This is a genomic window from Saccharothrix carnea (assembly GCF_003014735.1).
Lineage (GTDB): Bacteria > Actinomycetota > Actinomycetes > Mycobacteriales > Pseudonocardiaceae > Actinosynnema > Actinosynnema carneum.
Genome location: NZ_PYAX01000008.1, coordinates 35,227 through 51,713, shown reverse-complemented (window position 1 = coordinate 51,713; position 16,487 = coordinate 35,227). Strand labels below are relative to the sequence as shown.

The following is a 16,487-nucleotide window of genomic DNA, read 5'->3' as shown; positions in this document are numbered from 1 at the left end:
GGTTTTCGGGAGTGGTAGCTGGAAGAGGTCGGATAACCTTCAAATTCCCGTTGAACGTGGAGGAGTGTGCGGTGGGGCTTCGCCCGGTGGATCTGGCCCGTGCCGCGGGCATCTCGGCCCAGCAGGTGCGCAACTACCTCGACGCCGGGGTGCTGCCGCCGGCCGAACGTTCGCCGGCGGGGTACCGGGTGTTCGACGAGCGGCACCGGCGGGCGTTGACGACGTACCGGGCGTTGGGGCGCGGGTACGGGTGGGAGGCGGCCAAGGCGATCATGCGCTTGGTGCACGCGGGCTCGTCGGACGCCGCGGTGGCACGGGTGGACGCGGAGCACGCGGCGGCGCACGGGCAGCGGCTGGGGTTGCGGGCGACGGCGGAGGCATTGGAGGCGGTGGCGCGGGAGGCGGCGGGCGTGGGGCGAGAGGTGGGGGCGGAGGCGGTGGGGGTGGCGCGGGAGGCGGGGGTGAGGGTGGAGGCAGGGCGGCGGTCCGTCGGCGTGCCGCGGGCCGGGTTGAGGGTTGGGGAGTTGGCCGCGAGGCTCGGTGTGCGGCCTTCGGCGTTGCGGGTGTGGGAGGCGGCCGGGTTGTTGGCGCCGGGGCGTGACCGCGACGGGCACCGGCGGTTCGGGCCGACCGAGGTCCGTGACGCGCGTCTGGTGGCGATGCTGCGGCAGAGCCGGTATCCGCTGCCCGCGATCAAGCCGATCATGGACGAGTTCCGCAGTTCGGGTGGTGCGGAGGCGTTGCGGGCGGCCATCACCGCGCGGGAGGTCGAGTTGGGGCGGCGGGCCAGGGCGATGTTGGAGGGCGCGGCGGCGTTGCACGGTTACCTGGCGGTGGTCAGCCCCGCGTCGTAGGCGATGATCGCGGCCTGGACGCGGTTGGTCACCTCCAGGCGTTGCAGGATCGCGCTGACATGAGCCTTCACCGTGCCCTCGGCGACGGCCAGGCGGCGGGCGATGTCCTGGTTGGACAGCCCCTCCCCCACCAGGGCCAGCACGTCGCGTTCACGTACGGTCAGGGCGGCGACCCGTTGGCGCGCCTGGTCGTGGCGGGTGAGGCGACCGCCGCGCAGGCCGGCCACCACGCGCCGGGCGATCTTGGGTGACAGGTAGGCCGCGCCGTCCGCGGCCGCGCGCACGCCGATCAGCAGTTCCCTCGGGTCGGCGGCCTTGAGGAGGAACCCGTCTGCGCCCTCGCCCAGCGCGCGGGCCACGTACTCGTCCTCGTCGAACGTGGTGAGCATGACGATGGCGACGTCCGGCACGGTCTGCCGCAGTTCGGCGGCGGTGGCGAGGCCGTCCAGGCGGGGCATGCGGATGTCCAGCAGGGCGACGTCCGGCTGGTGCACGCGGGCGAGTTCGACCGCCTCCTGCCCATCGGCGGCCTCGGCGACCACCTCGATGCCGGGGTCGGTGTCGAGGATCGCCTTCACCCCGGCCCGCACCATCGCCTCGTCGTCGGCGAGCAGCACCCGGATCATGCCCCACCCTCCCGCGGCAGTCGGGCCGTCACGGTGAACCGGCCGTCGTGCGCGCCCGGTCGGAGCGTGCCACCGAGCAGCCGGACCCGTTCGGCCAGGCCCGCCAAACCGCTGCCGGCGCCGGGCGGTGGCGGTTGGGCGACCGGGTTGGACACGGTGACCTGCACGTGGTCGGTGGTCAGGGCGAGGTGCGCGGTGACGGGTGCGCCGGGCGCGTGCCGGGCGGCGTTGGTCAGCGCTTCCTGGACGACACGGTGCACGGCGCGGTCGATGAGGGGTGGGAGTGGCGTGCATTCGCCGGGCAGGGCCGCCCAGTCGCCGGTCAGGGTTATCGGCAGGCCTGCTTCCGCTGCCCGTGCCACCAGAGCCTGCACGGTCTCGTCCGGTGGCTCGAAGGACGTGGTGGTGCCCTCGCGCAGCACGCCGACTGTGTGCCGCAGTCGCTCCGAGGCGGTCACCGCCGACTCGCGCAGGCCGGTGGCGGCCCGGCGGGTGGGCTCGGTGTCGGCGGTCAGTTCCAGCGCACCGGCGCGCAGCGCGATCAACGCCAGTTCGTGGCCGAGCGAGTCGTGCATGTCGGCCGCGATCCGGGCACGCTCGCGCAGCCGGGCCCGTTCGGCGACCAGTTCCTGTGCCCGTTCCAGCTGCACGATCCGCTCCCGTCCCACCGCGATCAGCTCCGCCTGCTGCCGCCGGAACCGACCGGCCAGCCACGGCAGCACCACGAACAGGCCGAGGCTCGCCAAGGCCCCGACGCCTTCCCACACCCGCACGGCGGCGATTGCCACACCGAGTGCGCCCACGGCGGCCATGACCAGTTCGCCTCGGCGCACCGGCAGGTGCCGTCCGTGCAGGTGGACGAGCACGGCCAGGGTCGGGTACAGCAACTGCCGCCACACCGGCAGCACGTCCGTGGCCAGCCCGTTGACCAGGCCCGCGAGTGCGAGCGCGGCGAGGACCGTGCTGTTGCGCATGGTGCGGACATTACCGGGAACCATCCTCAGTGGACCGTCGTGCGGAGTCGGTGCAGGCTGAGCAGGCGGGCGGTTGCCGTGGCGGCGGAGGCCAGGGCGATCACGACGACGGTGATGGTCAGCGGCAGGGGGAAGTAGGTCATCTGCGCCCACGTGACGGTGCGGCCGTCGACCAGGATCGAGGTCAGGTCCGGGTAGGCGGCGAGGACGGTGACCGGCGCGAGGAGTGGCAGGAAGCGCAGCGCCACGCGCCACGGTGCGGAGCCCGCGCGGCGTCGTGCCCAGCGGGCCGACCGCCACACGCCGAGCACACCGAGGGCCACGGCGAGCAGGGTGGTGGCGCCCAGGACGAGTTCGATCAGCTGCCGGTTGCCGCCGGTCGGTTCGGGGGTGCGGCCCTGGGTCACCGCGATCAGGCCGTTGAGGATGTCGTAGGTCTCGTCCTGCAACGCCGCGCTGTTGGCGAGCACGGCGAACCCGTGGCCGGTGCTGGGGATGATCGCCTGCACGGCCGAGTAGGTGAACAGGTTGCCGGGGTGCAGCAGTCGCCGCACGCCGTCCGGGCCTTCGTCGGGGACCCAGCCCATGGCGTACTCGTCCACAGTGGACGAAGTGTGCATGGTGCGGAGACCTTCGGGTGAGACCAGTCGCGGGCCGTTGCCGGTCTGGCTGATCAGCCACTTGCCCATGTCGGCGGCCGTGGTGATGACACCGCCACCGCCGCTGGAGTCGAGGAACCCCGGCAGTTCGGGCCGGCTCAGCCAGGCGCCGAAGACGGAGTTGTAGCCGTCTGCCGGGCGGATCTCGGTCGCCGACACGGTGCTGCGCGACATCCCGAGTGGGTCGAATACGTGTTGGCGCAGGTAGTCGCCGAAGGCCTGGCCGCTCGCCACTTCGACCAGGCGTGCGGCGAGGTCGTAGTTGACGTTGCAGTACTCGTAGTGCGTGCCCGGGTCGGCGGCGAGCGAACCGGAGGACAGCTCGGTGGTGTAGTCGGCCAGGGAGGTGGTGGACTCCAGCGCGGGGATGTCGATCGTGGTGTCGGAGAAGCCGGAGGTCTGGTTCAGCAGGTGTCGGACCGTGACGCCGGTGAACCGGGGGTCGGCCATGGTGAAGCCGGGAAGCTGGTCGGCCACCGGTTCGTCCAGCGCGATCCGACCGTCCTCCACCAGTGTCATGACGGCCATGGCGGTGAACGACTTGCTCACCGACGCGATCCGCATCGGGGTGTCGGCGGTGACGGGTGCGCCTTCGGAGTCGTGGCCGTAGCCGGCGGTGTGCAGGACGCGGTCGCCTTGGGTGACGACTACGGAGATACCCGGTAGGTCGGTGTTGTGCATGACTTCGGCCAGGTAGTCGTCGATGGTGGTGGGGGTGGGTGCGAGGAGCGCCAAGGTGGCCGTGACGCTGGTCAGGATGGCTTTCATGCCGGTGAAGCTAGGAATGCCGGACGTCGTCAGGCGTCAGGCCACGGGTGCGGGTGACCCCTGACGAAAGTCATAGGGACAAGCCGAAGATCAAAAAAGTCCTCGCCGGACGGGCAGATCAGCGGGTCGACGTGCCCGACCGCGCCCCGCGCCGACGCGGTGGCCGGTACCGCCAGTCCCGCCGCCGGCACCATCGCCATCCCGGCCGTGAGCACCCGCACCGCGTCCCCCGAGCTGTCGACTGCCCCTCGGGTCTGCCCAACCGGGCGGGTGGGCCGGAAGACCCGGGGGGGATTCTGTCCGCGGTTGTCATGGGAGCGCTCTCGGGCGTTCGCGGGCACGTCACCCGCCGTCCACCCCGGACCGTGCGGCTAGGGTTCGCCGCATGCCAGGTCAGGTCGAGACCGAGCTCCTGACCGCCTTCGCGCGGTTCGCCGGGCCGGTCCGCGGTGTCGGGGTGACGCTGATCAGCGCGTTCGGCGTGCTGTCCGTGCCGACCGACGTCCTGCCGCTGGGCCTGGGGCTGTTCGGCCTGGTGCTGATCGGCGCGGTGGCGGACTTCAGGTCGCCGCGGGCCGCGTTCGCGCTGTCGATCGTGCGGGTGGTGGCGCTGTGCGCGGCGCAGGAGCAGTTCGGTGCCACGGGCGCGTGGTCGCTCAACGTGCTCACCACCACCGCGATCACGTTGCAGTGGGAGTGGGGGCCGAAGGTCACCGTGCCGACCACGGCCGCGCTGCTCACCGTCTACCTGACCGCCGTGTGGGGTGACGGCGGGGTGGCGCTGCGGGTGGTGGTGGAGTGCGTGTTGGCGCGGTTGGCGTTGCTGCTGCTGCGCCGGTCGTCACGGCGGGTGGACGAGCTGCGGACGCGGCGCGCCGCGCTGGAGCGCCAGGAGGCGGTGGCGTTGGAGCGGCGCAGGCGTGAGCGCGAGTACCTGGCGCTGCTGCACGACACGGCGTCGGCGACGTTCCTGGTGGTGGCGGTGAACGGGCGGGAGTCCGATCCGGCGGAGGTCGCCGGGTACGCGCGCCGTGACCTGGAGCTGCTGACCGGCGGGTCGGGTGTGCCGCGGGACAGCGCGGTGGACGTCGGCTCGTCGTTGCGGGCGGTGGTGGAACGCAGTCCGCTGGAGGTCGACGCGCGGTGGGAGAGCGTGCTGCTGCCCGCTTCGGTGGCGTTGGCGCTGGTGCGGGCGGTGCGGGAGGCGTTGACGAACGTGGAGCGGCACGCGGGGACGGGTGCGGCGCGGCTGCGGGTGCGGGCGACCGCCGGCGGGGTCGAGGTGGAGGTGACCGACGCGGGTCCGGGGTTCGACGTCGGCGCGGTCTCGGATCACCGGCGGGGTCTGCGCGGGTCGGTGGTCGAGCGGATGGCGGCCGTCGGCGGGCGGGCCGAGGTGACGTCGCGGCCCGGTCGGACGACGGTGCGGTTGGCGTGGCCCGATGATTGATCAACGGGTCGGGGCGCGGTCGTGGGCGGGCCCGGTGCTCTCCCGGGGCCGGGACGAGGGTGGTCGCGGCGACGACAGCCGTGAGGCCGAGCGGCACGTGTTCGCCGGCGTGCGGCTGATCCTGCTCGGCGTCACCGCCGTGCTGCAGGCGAGCCTCGGCTTCGGCGCCCTGCTCACCTACCCGCACCACCCGGCCGCGCGGGTGACGTTGGCGGTGCTGGTGTCGGTGACGCTGCTGTGCGCGGTCTGGGTGGTGCGCCGCGAACCCCTGCCGCGGGTGGTGGTCGTGGGTGGTGTGGTGGCGGTGATGGCGGCTTCCGCGGTGGCCACCGCCGTGTTGCCGTCGTACGCGCACTTCGGGCCGGCGCACTGGTCGTGGGGACAGATCGGGTGGTCGCTGCTGCTGTTGCTGCTGGACCGCGTCCCCGCGCTGCTCGCCGCGCAGGCGGCGCACATCGTGCTCGGCGTCGGGCAGTGGCTGCTCGCCGGCACGCCGGACCGGGCCGCGGTCGGCAACGTCGGCGTGGTCGTGCTCAGCGTGACCAGCCTGCAGCTCGGCGCCCTGGTGATGACCCGGTTCATGCTGCGCAACGCGGCCCAGGCCGTCGAGGTGGCCGCCGAACGGGAGCGCGCGGCGACGCGGGCCGCGTTGGCCGAGCAGTGGGAGCAGGACCTGCGCGCCGGGTTCGCCGGGCAGCTCGGCAGCACGTTGCCGCTGCTCGCGGACCTGGCCGACGGTGTGCTCGACCCCCGGGACGACGACACGCGGCGGCGGTGCGCGCTCGCCGCGACCCAGTTGCGCCGGTTGTTCGCCGAGAACGACGACGTGCCCGACCCGCTGGTGCACGAGGTCACGGCGTGCGTGCACGTCGCCGAGCGGCGCGGGGTGGCGGTGTCGCTCGCGGTCAGCGGCGCGCCCGTGCCGGTGCCGACCGACGTGCGGCGGGAGCTGACCGGGCCGCTGGTGGAGGCGTTGTCGGCGGCACGGGAGCGGGCGCGGGTGAGCCTGCTGCGCACCGAGGGCGAGGTGCGGGTGGCCGTCGTCTCCGATGCCGAGGTCGAGGTGGGAACCGCGAGGGGTCGGGTCGAGGTCGAAGGCGGCACGTACGGTCGGCACACGCGGATGGAGGCCCGATGGCGGACGAGCTGAGCGCGGTGGTGGTGGACGACCACCCGGCGGTGCGCGCGGGTGTCGCCTACTGGCTGTCCTCCGGCACGCCACCGATCAGGGTCGTGGCCGGCGGTGAGGACGTGCGCTCGGCGTGGCTGGGCGAGGGCGCGACCGCCGACGTGGTGATCCTCGACCTGCACCTGGGCGGGCCGACGCCGGTGCTCGGCGACCTTCGCCGGCTGGTCGAGGCCGGTCGGAGGGTCGTCGTGTACTCGATGCGCGCCGACGACGACATCGCGTTGCAGTGCCTGGAGCTGGGCGCGTTGTGCTACCTGACCAAGGCGGAGGGCGCGGAGCACCTGGTGCAGGCGACCCGGGCGGCGGCGGAGGGCAGGCCGTACACGCCGCCGTCGCTGGCGGGCGCGTTGGCGGGTGACCGGTCCGACCACCGGCCCGCGCTGTCGGCGCGCGAGGTCGAGGTGCTGGTCGAGTGGTTCCAGTCGGAGTCCAAGGACTTCGTGGCGCAGCGGCTGGGCATCTCGCTGAGCACGGTGAACTCGCACCTGGAGCGGATCCGGGTCAAGTACGCGCTGATCGGGCGGGAGGCGCCGACGAAGGCCGCGCTGGTGGCGCGGGCGATCCAGGACGGGCTGATCGGCGTCGACGACCTCTGACCACTCCCTCCGACCACGGGGACCGGACGCCGTTCGCCCCGACGAATACGCATTTGTGCGGCAATTGGGCCGACCAGGTGTCACCGCCGACCCGGATGAGGGCACGGGGACCTGTGCGGCCCACTCGGCTCGGCATCGCACGCGAATGCCTGTGAATGCCCTCACCTCAACGCGGTATTACCGATCACCTCCGCGCGGGCGAATGATCGAATCCCATGAGCAGCGCCACGACCACCGGCACCTGGCCGAGCACCAGCGTCACCCCGCCCAACCTCTCCGGACCGGCCACGGACCACGTCACCTGCCCACGTTCGTCTCACCCCAGACCGTGACCGCCGACGGCGACGAGTACGCCGTCGTCATCAGCGGTTTCAAGCAGGGCGGGCAGGTCGTCCGCAAGTTCATCAGCCCCGAGAACGGCGCGAACAGCGCCGACGTGGTGGCCATCTTCGCCAAGGCGGGCCGCCCCGAGATCGCGATCACGCACGTCCAGCACAAGGGCCAGGTCAAGACGAGCCAGGCCGACGAGTACGTCGAGATCGTCAACCGGGGCAGCGTGCCCGGCGACATCTCGAACTGGGTGCTCGGCGCGGACGACCCGGGGCAGGACTTCACGTTCCCGCCCGGCACGGTGCCGCAACCGGGCCGGCGCATCCGGATCTATACCAATCAGGTCCACCCGCAGTGGGGCGGTTTCTCCTGCGGCAAGGGCCGCCCGATCGGGAATGACCAGGGTGACACCGCACAATTGCGGGACACGAACGGGAACCCGATTTCCCGGTTCAGCTACGGAACCGCCGCGCTGCCCACTCCGTGATTCCACCGCGTCACCAGCCCGCCGCGACGTGCGGAAAAACGGTCACGACCGCCGACCGATGACGTCCGGCGCGGAAAGGGTGCTCCCGGCGGGTCGTGCGTCGACCCGGCGCCGGTCCGCCGGGAGTTTCCGCCACCGAAGCCGCTTCCGCGCGATCACGGCCGGTAGTCGCGCGATCGCGGTACGGTGGCAGCACACCGCCTCCCTCACATCGTTGTGATCAACCGGAGGTATGCAGTCCATGAGGTCTCTCTTACGCGTCGGCCACGTGCTGACGGCGGTCGCGGTCGCCGCCGGGCTCGCGGTCGCCGCCCCGGCCGGCGCGAGCACGGTCCCCCACTGGTCGCCGCGCGTGGACAACCCGTACGTCGGCGCCCGTGCCTACGTCAACCCGGAGTGGTCCGCGCGGGCCGCCGCCGAACCGGGCGGCGCGGCCGTCGCCGGCCAGCCGACCGGCGTGTGGCTGGACAGCATCGAGTCCATCCAGGGCACGAACGGGAAGATGGGGCTGCGCGCGCACCTGGACGAGGCGCTGCGGCAGCGCGCCACCCTGGTCCAGCTCGTGCTGTGGAACCTGCCCGGCCGCGATTGCGGCCGGCTGGCCACCAACGGCCGGCTCGCCGCGAACGAGCTGCCGCGCTACAAGCAGGAGTTCGTCGACCCGATCGCCGCGATCCTGGCCCACCCGGCGTACTCGCGGCTGCGGGTCGTCGCGGTCGTGGAGCCCAACTCGCTGCCGTACCTGGTGACCCACACGTTGCCGCGCGCGTGGGCCACCCAGGCCTGCGAGACCGTCAAGGCCAACGGCTCCTACACCGAGGGCATCGGGTACGCGCTGGCGAAGCTCGGCGCGATCCGCAACGTCTACAGCTACCTCGACATCACCCACCACGGGAACATCGGTTGGGACGACAACCGCAAGCCCACGCTGGGGCTGCTGGCGAAGGCGGCGACCTCGGGCGGCAGCAGGCTCGGCACCGTGCACGGCTTCATCACCAACACCGCCGACTACTCGGTGCTGCGCGAGGAGTTCATCGTCAAGACGATGATCAACGGGCAGCACATCCAGCAGACCAGGTGGGTGGACTGGAACCCGTTCCTCGACGAGCTGTCCTTCGCCGACTTCTTCCGGGCCGAGGCGGTCGCGGCGGGCTTCGACCCGGGCGTCGGCGTGCTGGTCGACACCTCGCGCAACGGCTGGGGCGGCCCGAACCGGCCGACCGCGCCCGGCCCGGAGACGAGCGTGGACGTCTACGTCGACACCAGCCGGATCGACCGCAGGCTGCGAATCTCCAACTGGTGCAACCAGGTCGGCACGGGCCTGGGCGAGCGGCCGGTCGCCGCGCCCCGGCCGAACACCGACGCGTACGTGTGGATGAAGCCGCCGGGCGAGTCGGACGGCGCGAGCATCCCGCTGCCGATCGCCGACGAGAACTTCAACCGCGAGTGCGACCCGGACTACCAGGGGTGGCCCGGTGGCAGCACACGCCCGACCGGGGCGTGGCGGGACGCGCCACCGGCCGGCCAGTGGCACTCGGCGCAGTTCCGGGAACTGCTGCGCAACGCCCACCCACCGGTGGCGTAACTCGATCTCTTGCGGATAATCCGGTGTTGTCCTGGTAGCTAGACTGGGGCCATGTCCGCCATGGCCCCAGCCCGCACCGAATCCGACCTGTCGTTCCTGCTGGACCACACCGGTCACGTGCTGCGCACCCGGATGGCGGCGGCGCTGGCCGAGATCGGCCTGACCGCGCGCATGCACTGCGTCCTCGTGCACGCCCTGCAGGAGGAGCGCACGCAGATCCAGCTGGCCGAGATCGGCGACATGGACAAGACCACGATGGTGGTCACCGTCGACGCGCTGGAGAAGGCCGGCCTCGCCGAGCGCCGGCCGTCCGGCACCGACCGGCGGGCCCGGATCGTCGCCGTCACCGAGAAGGGCGCCGAGCTGGCCAGGCAGAGCCAGGCGATCGTGGACGGCGTGCACCGGGCCGCCCTCGACTCGCTGCCGGGCGAAGATCGCGAAGCGCTCCTGCACGCGCTGAACCTGCTGGTCAACGGCCACTTGGCCACCCCCATCCCGGCACCGCAGACGGCCCGCCGGGCCCGCGAGAGCAGCAGGTAAGCCCGAAAGAGATTGTCTGTAACAAAACTATCCGCTACGGTTCCTCCTGTCACGCCCGGAACAGGAGAGACCCATGTCGTCCCCGCTCGAACCCCCACTCGCAACACCACTCGACACCGCGCTCGGCTCCGCGCCCGACAAGCCCCGCGCGAGCCGTTGGTCCGCGCTGGTCGTGCTGTCCGCCGCGATGCTGATGACCATCCTCGACGGCAGCATCGTCACGGTGGCCATGCCCGCCATCCAGCGTGACCTCGGCTTCTCCCCCGCCGGGCTGAGCTGGACCGTCAACGCCTACCTGATCGCGTTCGGCGGCCTGCTGCTGCTCGCCGGGCGGCTCGGCGACCTGATCGGCCGCAAGGCGATGTTCCTGGCCGGGAACGTCGTGTTCACCGCCGCGTCGCTGCTGGCGGGCGCCGCGACCACGCCCGGCCTGCTGATCGCGGCCCGGTTCCTGCAGGGCGCGGGCAGCGCGATGGCGTCGGCCGTCGTGCTCGGCATCCTGGTCACCCTGTTCACCGACCCCGCCGAACGCGCCAAGGCGATCGGCGTGTTCAGCTTCACCGGTGCGGCGGGCGCGTCCATCGGCCAGGTGCTCGGCGGCGTGCTGACCGACGCGCTGAGCTGGCACTGGATCTTCTTCATCAACCTGCCGATCGGCGTGGCCACCGTGCTGCTGGCGATCCGCGTGCTGCCCGCCGACCGGGGCGCGGGCCTGTCCGCCGGTGCCGACGTGCTCGGCGCGGCGCTGGTCACCGGCGGCCTGATGCTCGGCATCTACACCGTGGTCAAGGTCGAGGAGCACGGGTGGACGGCGCCGCACACGCTCGGGCTGGGCGCGTTGTCGGTGGCGCTGCTGGCCGCGTTCACCGTTCGGCAGGCCCGGGCGCGGACGCCGCTGATGCCGCTGCGGATCCTGCGTTCCCGCAACGTGGTCGGCGCGAACCTGGTGCAGGTGCTGACGTTGTCGGCGATGTTCGCGTTCCAGATCATCGTGGCGCTGTTCATGCAGGAGGTGCTGGCCTACAGCGCGCTCGGCATGGGGCTGGCGATGCTGCCGGCGGCGGTCGCGATCGGCGGTGTGTCGCTGTTCGTGTCGGCCCGGTTGAACACGCGGTTCGGTGAACGGGCGGTGCTGCTGGTCGGGCTGGTGCTGCTGGCGGGCGCGATGGTGAAGCTGACGGTGGTCCCGGTGGACGCCGACTACGTCACCGACCTGCTGCCGGTCATGCTGCTGATCGCCAGTGGCGGGCTCGTGCTGCCCGCGCTGGCGTCGCTGGGCATGTCCGACGCGAAGCCGGACGACGCGGGCCTGGTGTCCGGCCTGTTCAACACCACGCAGCAGGTCGGCATGGCGGTGGGCGTGGCCGTGCTGTCCACGCTGGCGGCCGCGCGGACCGGGGAGGAGTTGGCGTCGGGCGTCACCGAGCCCGCCGCCCTGACCGCCGGGTACCACGTGGCGTTCACCGTCGCCGCCGCGCTGCTGGCCGCCGCGTTCGCGGTCGCCCTGATCGTCCTGCGCAAGCGTTCCCGCTGACTGAAGAACCCGCACCGAAGGAGATCGACATGACTGTCAACGCCGGCCCCGCGCCCCGCACCCTGACCGACGACGAGCTGGTGGACCTGCTCGGCGCGCAGCAGTTCGGCGTGCTGGCCACCGTGAAGCGCAGCGGCCACCCGCACCTGTCCACCGTGCTGTACCAGTGGGACGCGAAGGAGCGGGTGATCCGCGTGTCCACCACGGCGGACCGGCTCAAGGCACGCCAGATCCGCGCCAACCCCCGGGTCGCGCTGCACGTGAGCGGACCGGACGTGTGGTCGTTCGCCGCGGTGGAAGGTGACGCGGAGCTGGTCGAGACGACGGACGGCCCGGACCTCGAACCGGACCGCCGGCTGACCATCACGTTCCCCGCGACCCGGCTCTACGGCACGGCGCTGGACATCCCGAAGGCCGACAGCTGATCGAGGTCCACCCGGTAGTGGGACGTGCCCGAGATCAGGTGCAGCACGTCCCCGCGCCCGGCCATCGTCCACCGCGAAGGTGAACGGGGGCCGGGCATCACCAACCGCCGCGTGTGCCGGACCTCGAACCGACCCTCCCCGGTCAACTCGCCGATCCGGACCAGGTGGTGGTCCCTGCCGTAACCGCCGACGAGCGCGCACCGCGTTCCGTCGGTGACCACGGCGCCCGCGCCTTCCACCTCGTTCGCCCACACCGCGACCCGGTCGCCGTCGCCGACGCGCACGACCGGGAAGTCGGAGTAGTAACTGGCCCAAGCCGTCTCGCCGGCGACGTTCAGCGCGTAGCAGTCGTCGATCGAGGGAGCGTCGCCGTCACCGGGGAACGCCCAGGCCCGCCGCAGGTCCCGGTCGAACCGGACCAGGCCCGGCCCGCCGACCGGATCGGGACCCGGACCGCCCCAGCCGAAGTTGCCGTACACGCCCTCGTCGAAGTAGCCGACCCACACCTGACCGGTCGGCGTGGTCGCGAGGTGGCCGATGCCGTCACCGAGCACGGCGGTGCGCACGACGTCGCCGGCGGAGTCGATCACCTGCGCGTTGTGCTCGGCGCCCTCCGGCCGCCACCGGCACCGTCCTCCGACGACCAGGAACCGGTCGCCCGGCAACGGCTGGACCTGGCAGTGCGCGAGGGTCAGGCCGGCGACCTCCACGACAGCGTCACGCACCGTGAGCCGGGCGGCCACCGGGTGCTCGGCGCGCGTCGCGGCGAACGCCGGCCGGCCGGGGCCACCGTCGTAGGCGAGCAGCGCCTCACGCCCCTCGGCCGTCGACCACAGGGCGACGACCTCGCCGTGCGGGCCGACGCCCGCGGACACCAGGACGTCGTCCTCGCGCGCCGGCACCAACTCGGCGTGCGCCCGCGGCTTCACCCGTCGTGAAAACACAGATCCCCCTTCGACGCCGGTATTACGGCACACAGGCGTGACGCCGTCCATCGACTTCCGGCCGTGTGAGCAGCGGCACGGCCGTGAGGTGCGGGGTGGGTCGGCGGTGGCCGGTAAAATCGTTTCAGTAGCTAAGCAACCTACGTCGCGTGGTCACTGTCGACTCGGGACAGCTGACAGGAGCGACGCATGACGGCGACCGTCGAGTCCACTGTGACCCGTCGGGGCAAGGGCGGCGGGGCGGCGATGGCCGCCCTGGCGCTGGGCGGGTTCGGCATCGGGACGACCGAGTTCGCCACCATGGGCCTCTTGCCGCAGATGGCGGCCACGTTCGACATCTCCATCCCCACCGCGGGCCACGCGATCAGCCTCTACGCGCTCGGCGTGGTGGTCGGCGCGCCGCTCATCGCCGGGCTGGCCGCGAAGCTGCCCCGCAAGGGCCTGCTGATCGGGCTGACGATCGCGCTGGCCGTCGGCAACGGGCTGTCCGCCATCGCGCCGGACACCGGCCTGCTGATGACGGCGCGGTTCGTGGCCGGGTTGCCGCACGGCGCGTTCTTCGGCATCGCGGCCGTCGTGGCGACCACGCTCGTGCCGCCGGAGCGCCGGGGCACGGCGGTCGCGCGGATCATGGTCGGGCTGACCGTGGCCAACCTGGTCGGCGTGCCGGTCGCCACCGCCGCCGGCCAGCAGATCGGGTGGCGGGTGGCGTACCTCGCGGTGGCGGTGATCGAGGTCGTGACGGCGCTGGCGGTGGCCAAGTGGCTGCCGCGCGTCCCGGCGCCGAGGGACGCGAGCGTGGCCGCCGAGCTGAGCGCGTTCCGCCGGCCGCAGGTGTGGTTCGCGCTGCTCACCGGCATGATCGGGTTCGGCGGCATGTTCGCCGTCTACTCCTACATCTCCCCCATCACCACCGAGGTCACCGCGCTGTCGACGTCCGCCGTGCCGTGGGTGCTGGCGGTGTTCGGGCTCGGCATGACGCTCGGCGCCACGGTCGGCGGCCGGTTCGTGGACCGCTCGGTCATGGGCACGGTGTTCGGCTCGCTGATCGCGGTGACGGTCGTGCTGGTGGTGTTCGCGCTGACCGCGACCTCGCCGGTGATGGCGTTCGGCACGGTGTTCCTGATCGGGCTCGTGTCCCAGGTGCTGGCCTCGGCGTTGCAGGTCCGGCTGATGGACGCCTCCCCCGACGCGCCGTCGCTGGCGTCGTCGTCCAACCACTCGGCGCTGAACATCGCCAACGGCGCGGGCGCGTGGCTGGGCGGCCTGGCGATCGGCGCGGGCTGGGGCTACACCTCGACCGCGTGGGTCGGGGTCGCGTTGAGCCTGGCCGGGCTGGCGGTGGCCGCGCTGTCCGTCGTGGTCGACCACCGCCGCGTGGCACGGCTCTAACCGGCGGGGGCGGCGTCCGCGCCAGCTCCTCACGCAGCCCGACCGCGGACCGTCCCGGGTGGGAAGCACGCGGGAGGTGCGCGGCCGGGCGCGGCGCGGGGCTCCGGTTCGTCTACCGCAGCACCTCACGCAGCCGGGTGGCGAACCGCTCCGGGTCGTCGACGAACCCGATGTGGCCACCCGGGAACATCGTCGGCTCCACACCGAGCCCCTCGGCCAAGGCCTTCGACGTGCGCTCGCACAGCTCGCCGCCCGAGTCCTCGCCGATGCCGACCACGATCCGGCTCGACGCCGCGCGCAGCACGTCGAAGTCGGGCACCCACCGGACGGTCGGCCGCAGCATGTGCTCGTACTGGAACCGCTCGTCGGCGAGGTCCTGCGGGTCGCGCTCGCCGCCGAACACGTGCTCGACCACCTCGTCCGGCATGTGGATGTTCGCGATGGACAGGAACTGTCGCCAGGCGCCCACGGCGTCGCCGGACAGGTAGGTGGCGACCATCTCGTCGGTCCGCCGCAGCAGGTCCTCCCGGTCGGGCACGAGCTGGTCCAGCGGCGGTTCGTGCGCGATCACGGTGTGCGCGACCTCCGGGTGCCCCTGCGCGAGCGCCAGCACGCTGACCGCGCCGCCGCTGGAACCCAGCACGGCCGCCGGACCCGCGTCCGCGTGCCGGATCAGCCGCGCCAGGTCGTCGGCGCGCAGCTCCGGCGTGGCGTCGCGGTCCGGGTCGTCGACCTTGCTGCGGTGGATGCCGCGCGGGTCGGTGGTGAGCACGGTGTGGTCGGTGGCGAGCAGGTCGGCCAGCGGCTCGAACGACCTGGCGTCCATCGGCGCCGCGACGAGCACGACCAACGGGCCCCGGCCGCGCAGCTCGTAGTGCAGCAGCGCGTCGGGCACCCGCAGGGTGTCGGTGGTGGCGGTCTCGGTCATTCGGGGATCCTCCTCGGAACTGTCCTGAAGTGCTCGTCCACCGGTGGTGACTCCCCGGGTGGGGCAGAATCGTCGCTCGTGAGCGAAGTTCTTCCGGCGAGTTCGGCGACGGCGGTCGAGAACCCCGACCTGGCGCGTGCCCGCGAGGGCGACGGTGCCGCGTTCACCCGCCTGGTCGAGCCGCTGCGCCGGGACCTGCACGCCCACTGCTACCGCATGCTCGGCTCGACCCACGACGCGGACGACGCCCTCCAGGACGCCCTGCTCCGGGCGTGGCGCGGGCTGCCCGGCTTCGCCGGGCGCAGCTCGCTGCGGTCGTGGCTGTACGCGGTGGCGACCCGCACGTGCCTGGACACGGTGGAGAGCCGCGGCCGGCGGGCCCTGCCGGTCGACCTGGGGCCCGCCAGCGAACGGGCGGTGGTCGACGGCGGTCCCGCGACCGACGTGGCGTGGCTCGGGCCCTACCCCGACGCGCGACCGGGCGACGGCGGGCCGGCCGGGTGCTACGACCGGCGCGAAGCCGTCGAACTGGCCTTCGTCGCCGCGCTGCAGCACCTGCCCGGCAACCAGCGGGCGGCGCTGCTGCTGTTCGAGGTGCTGGGGTTCTCGGCGGCCGAGATCGCCACCATGATGAACACCTCCACCACGTCGGTGAACTCCGCGCTGGCCCGCGCCCGGCGGGTCGTCGCCGAGAAGGTGCCCGAACGCGGCAGGCAGCGGACGTTGCGGCTGATCGACGACGCGCGCCTGCGGCAGGTCGTGGCCGACTACTCCACCGCGTTGGAGCGCGGCGACGCCGACGCCCTGGTCGCGCTGCTCACCGAGGACGTGACGTGGTCGATGCCGCCCATGCCGCACTGGTACCGGGGCATCGAGGCGGTCACCGACTTCGCCGTGCGGGTGCCGCTGACGTCGTGCCCGCCGTGGCGGCACCTCCCGACCGGCGCCAACGGCCAGCCCGCCGCCGCCTGCTACCTGTGGGACGAGGGCGCGGGCGCGTACCTGGCGTGGTCGATCGACGTGCTGACGTTGCGGGGCGACCGGATCCGCGAGATCACGTCCTTCGTGGACGGCGCCCACTTCCCGGCGTTCGGGCTACCCGCGTCGCTGCCGTGACGCCGGCGGTCGGCGGCACGTCACCAGCCGGCGTCACCGAGCGGCGTGACCAGCCGGCGGCACGCGCCACCGGGTGCGCGATGTGTGGCA

16 protein-coding genes are annotated in these 16,487 nt (G+C 72.7%); 11 read left to right on the top strand and 5 right to left on the bottom strand.

What is annotated here, in order from left to right; genetic code table 11:
• The first annotated feature begins 71 nt into the window (after positions 1-71).
• The gene (locus tag B0I31_RS42650) at positions 72-854 is read left to right on the top strand and encodes a MerR family transcriptional regulator (RefSeq protein ID WP_281262313.1); all 783 of its coding nucleotides are present in this window, start codon (positions 72-74) and stop codon (positions 852-854) included.
• On the opposite strand, the gene B0I31_RS23895 is transcribed toward B0I31_RS42650, so the two are convergent.
• From B0I31_RS23895 to B0I31_RS23885, 3 genes are read right to left on the bottom strand one after another with little or no spacing between them, the layout of a single operon-like run.
• Positions 824-1,480, bottom strand: a complete 657-nt coding sequence (locus B0I31_RS23895) for a response regulator (protein WP_106617621.1) — start codon at positions 1,478-1,480, stop codon at positions 824-826. The genes B0I31_RS42650 and B0I31_RS23895 overlap by 31 nt on opposite strands.
• A complete protein-coding gene (locus B0I31_RS23890; RefSeq protein ID WP_106617620.1) occupies positions 1,477-2,454 on the bottom strand; it encodes a sensor histidine kinase in 978 nt (325 codons plus the stop codon). The genes B0I31_RS23895 and B0I31_RS23890 overlap by 4 nt, the downstream gene beginning before the upstream one ends.
• Positions 2,455-2,480: 26 nt before the next feature.
• Positions 2,481-3,881 carry a serine hydrolase domain-containing protein gene (locus tag B0I31_RS23885; protein WP_106617619.1) on the bottom strand — a complete coding sequence of 467 codons (1,401 nt, stop codon included), beginning with the start codon at positions 3,879-3,881 and terminating at the stop codon, positions 2,481-2,483.
• A 385-nt stretch (positions 3,882-4,266) separates the two neighbouring features.
• On the opposite strand from B0I31_RS23885, the gene B0I31_RS23875 reads away from it, so the two are divergent.
• From B0I31_RS23875 to B0I31_RS23840, 8 genes are all read left to right on the top strand, one after another.
• Positions 4,267-5,331, top strand: a complete 1,065-nt coding sequence (locus B0I31_RS23875) for a sensor histidine kinase (protein WP_106617617.1) — start codon at positions 4,267-4,269, stop codon at positions 5,329-5,331.
• Positions 5,324-6,481, top strand: a complete 1,158-nt coding sequence (locus B0I31_RS23870; RefSeq protein ID WP_245950322.1) for a hypothetical protein — start codon at positions 5,324-5,326, stop codon at positions 6,479-6,481. Before B0I31_RS23875 ends, B0I31_RS23870 begins: the two co-directional genes overlap by 8 nt.
• On the top strand, positions 6,466-7,116 hold the full coding sequence (locus B0I31_RS23865) for a response regulator transcription factor (RefSeq protein ID WP_106617616.1): 651 nt from the start codon (positions 6,466-6,468) through the stop codon (positions 7,114-7,116). Before B0I31_RS23870 ends, B0I31_RS23865 begins: the two co-directional genes overlap by 16 nt.
• A 202-nt stretch (positions 7,117-7,318) precedes the next feature.
• On the top strand, positions 7,319-7,933 hold the full coding sequence (locus B0I31_RS23860; RefSeq protein ID WP_106617615.1) for a lamin tail domain-containing protein: 615 nt from the start codon (positions 7,319-7,321) through the stop codon (positions 7,931-7,933).
• Positions 7,934-8,174: 241 nt separating this feature from the next.
• The gene (locus B0I31_RS23855; RefSeq protein ID WP_219910769.1) at positions 8,175-9,518 is read left to right on the top strand and encodes a glycoside hydrolase family 6 protein; all 1,344 of its coding nucleotides are present in this window, start codon (positions 8,175-8,177) and stop codon (positions 9,516-9,518) included.
• Positions 9,519-9,569: 51 nt separating this feature from the next.
• Positions 9,570-10,058, top strand: coding sequence for a MarR family winged helix-turn-helix transcriptional regulator (locus tag B0I31_RS23850; RefSeq protein ID WP_106617613.1), 489 nt, complete (start codon positions 9,570-9,572; stop codon positions 10,056-10,058).
• A 73-nt stretch (positions 10,059-10,131) separates the two neighbouring features.
• Positions 10,132-11,592, top strand: coding sequence for an MFS transporter (locus B0I31_RS23845; protein WP_106617612.1), 1,461 nt, complete (start codon positions 10,132-10,134; stop codon positions 11,590-11,592).
• Between the two features lie 29 nt (positions 11,593-11,621).
• Positions 11,622-12,017, top strand: coding sequence for a pyridoxamine 5'-phosphate oxidase family protein (locus B0I31_RS23840; protein WP_106617611.1), 396 nt, complete (start codon positions 11,622-11,624; stop codon positions 12,015-12,017).
• Here the strand turns inward: B0I31_RS23840 and B0I31_RS23835 are convergent.
• Complete coding sequence (locus B0I31_RS23835) at positions 11,978-12,961, bottom strand: hypothetical protein (protein ID WP_146173916.1); 984 nt, start codon at positions 12,959-12,961, stop codon at positions 11,978-11,980. The two genes, B0I31_RS23840 and B0I31_RS23835, sit on opposite strands and share 40 nt — an antisense overlap.
• A 189-nt stretch (positions 12,962-13,150) precedes the next feature.
• Here B0I31_RS23835 and B0I31_RS23830 point away from each other — a divergent pair, with 189 nt between their 5' ends.
• Entirely contained in the window at positions 13,151-14,353 is a 1,203-nt protein-coding gene (locus B0I31_RS23830; protein WP_106617609.1) for an MFS transporter, read from the top strand.
• 112 nt (positions 14,354-14,465) lie between these two features.
• Here the strand turns inward: B0I31_RS23830 and B0I31_RS23825 are convergent, their stop codons facing one another.
• Complete coding sequence (locus B0I31_RS23825) at positions 14,466-15,281, bottom strand: alpha/beta fold hydrolase (protein WP_106617608.1); 816 nt, start codon at positions 15,279-15,281, stop codon at positions 14,466-14,468.
• Between the two features lie 78 nt (positions 15,282-15,359).
• Between B0I31_RS23825 and B0I31_RS23820 the strand changes: the two genes are divergently transcribed.
• On the top strand, positions 15,360-16,397 hold the full coding sequence (locus B0I31_RS23820; protein WP_181320304.1) for a sigma-70 family RNA polymerase sigma factor: 1,038 nt from the start codon (positions 15,360-15,362) through the stop codon (positions 16,395-16,397).
• The last annotated feature ends 90 nt before the right edge of the window (positions 16,398-16,487 follow it).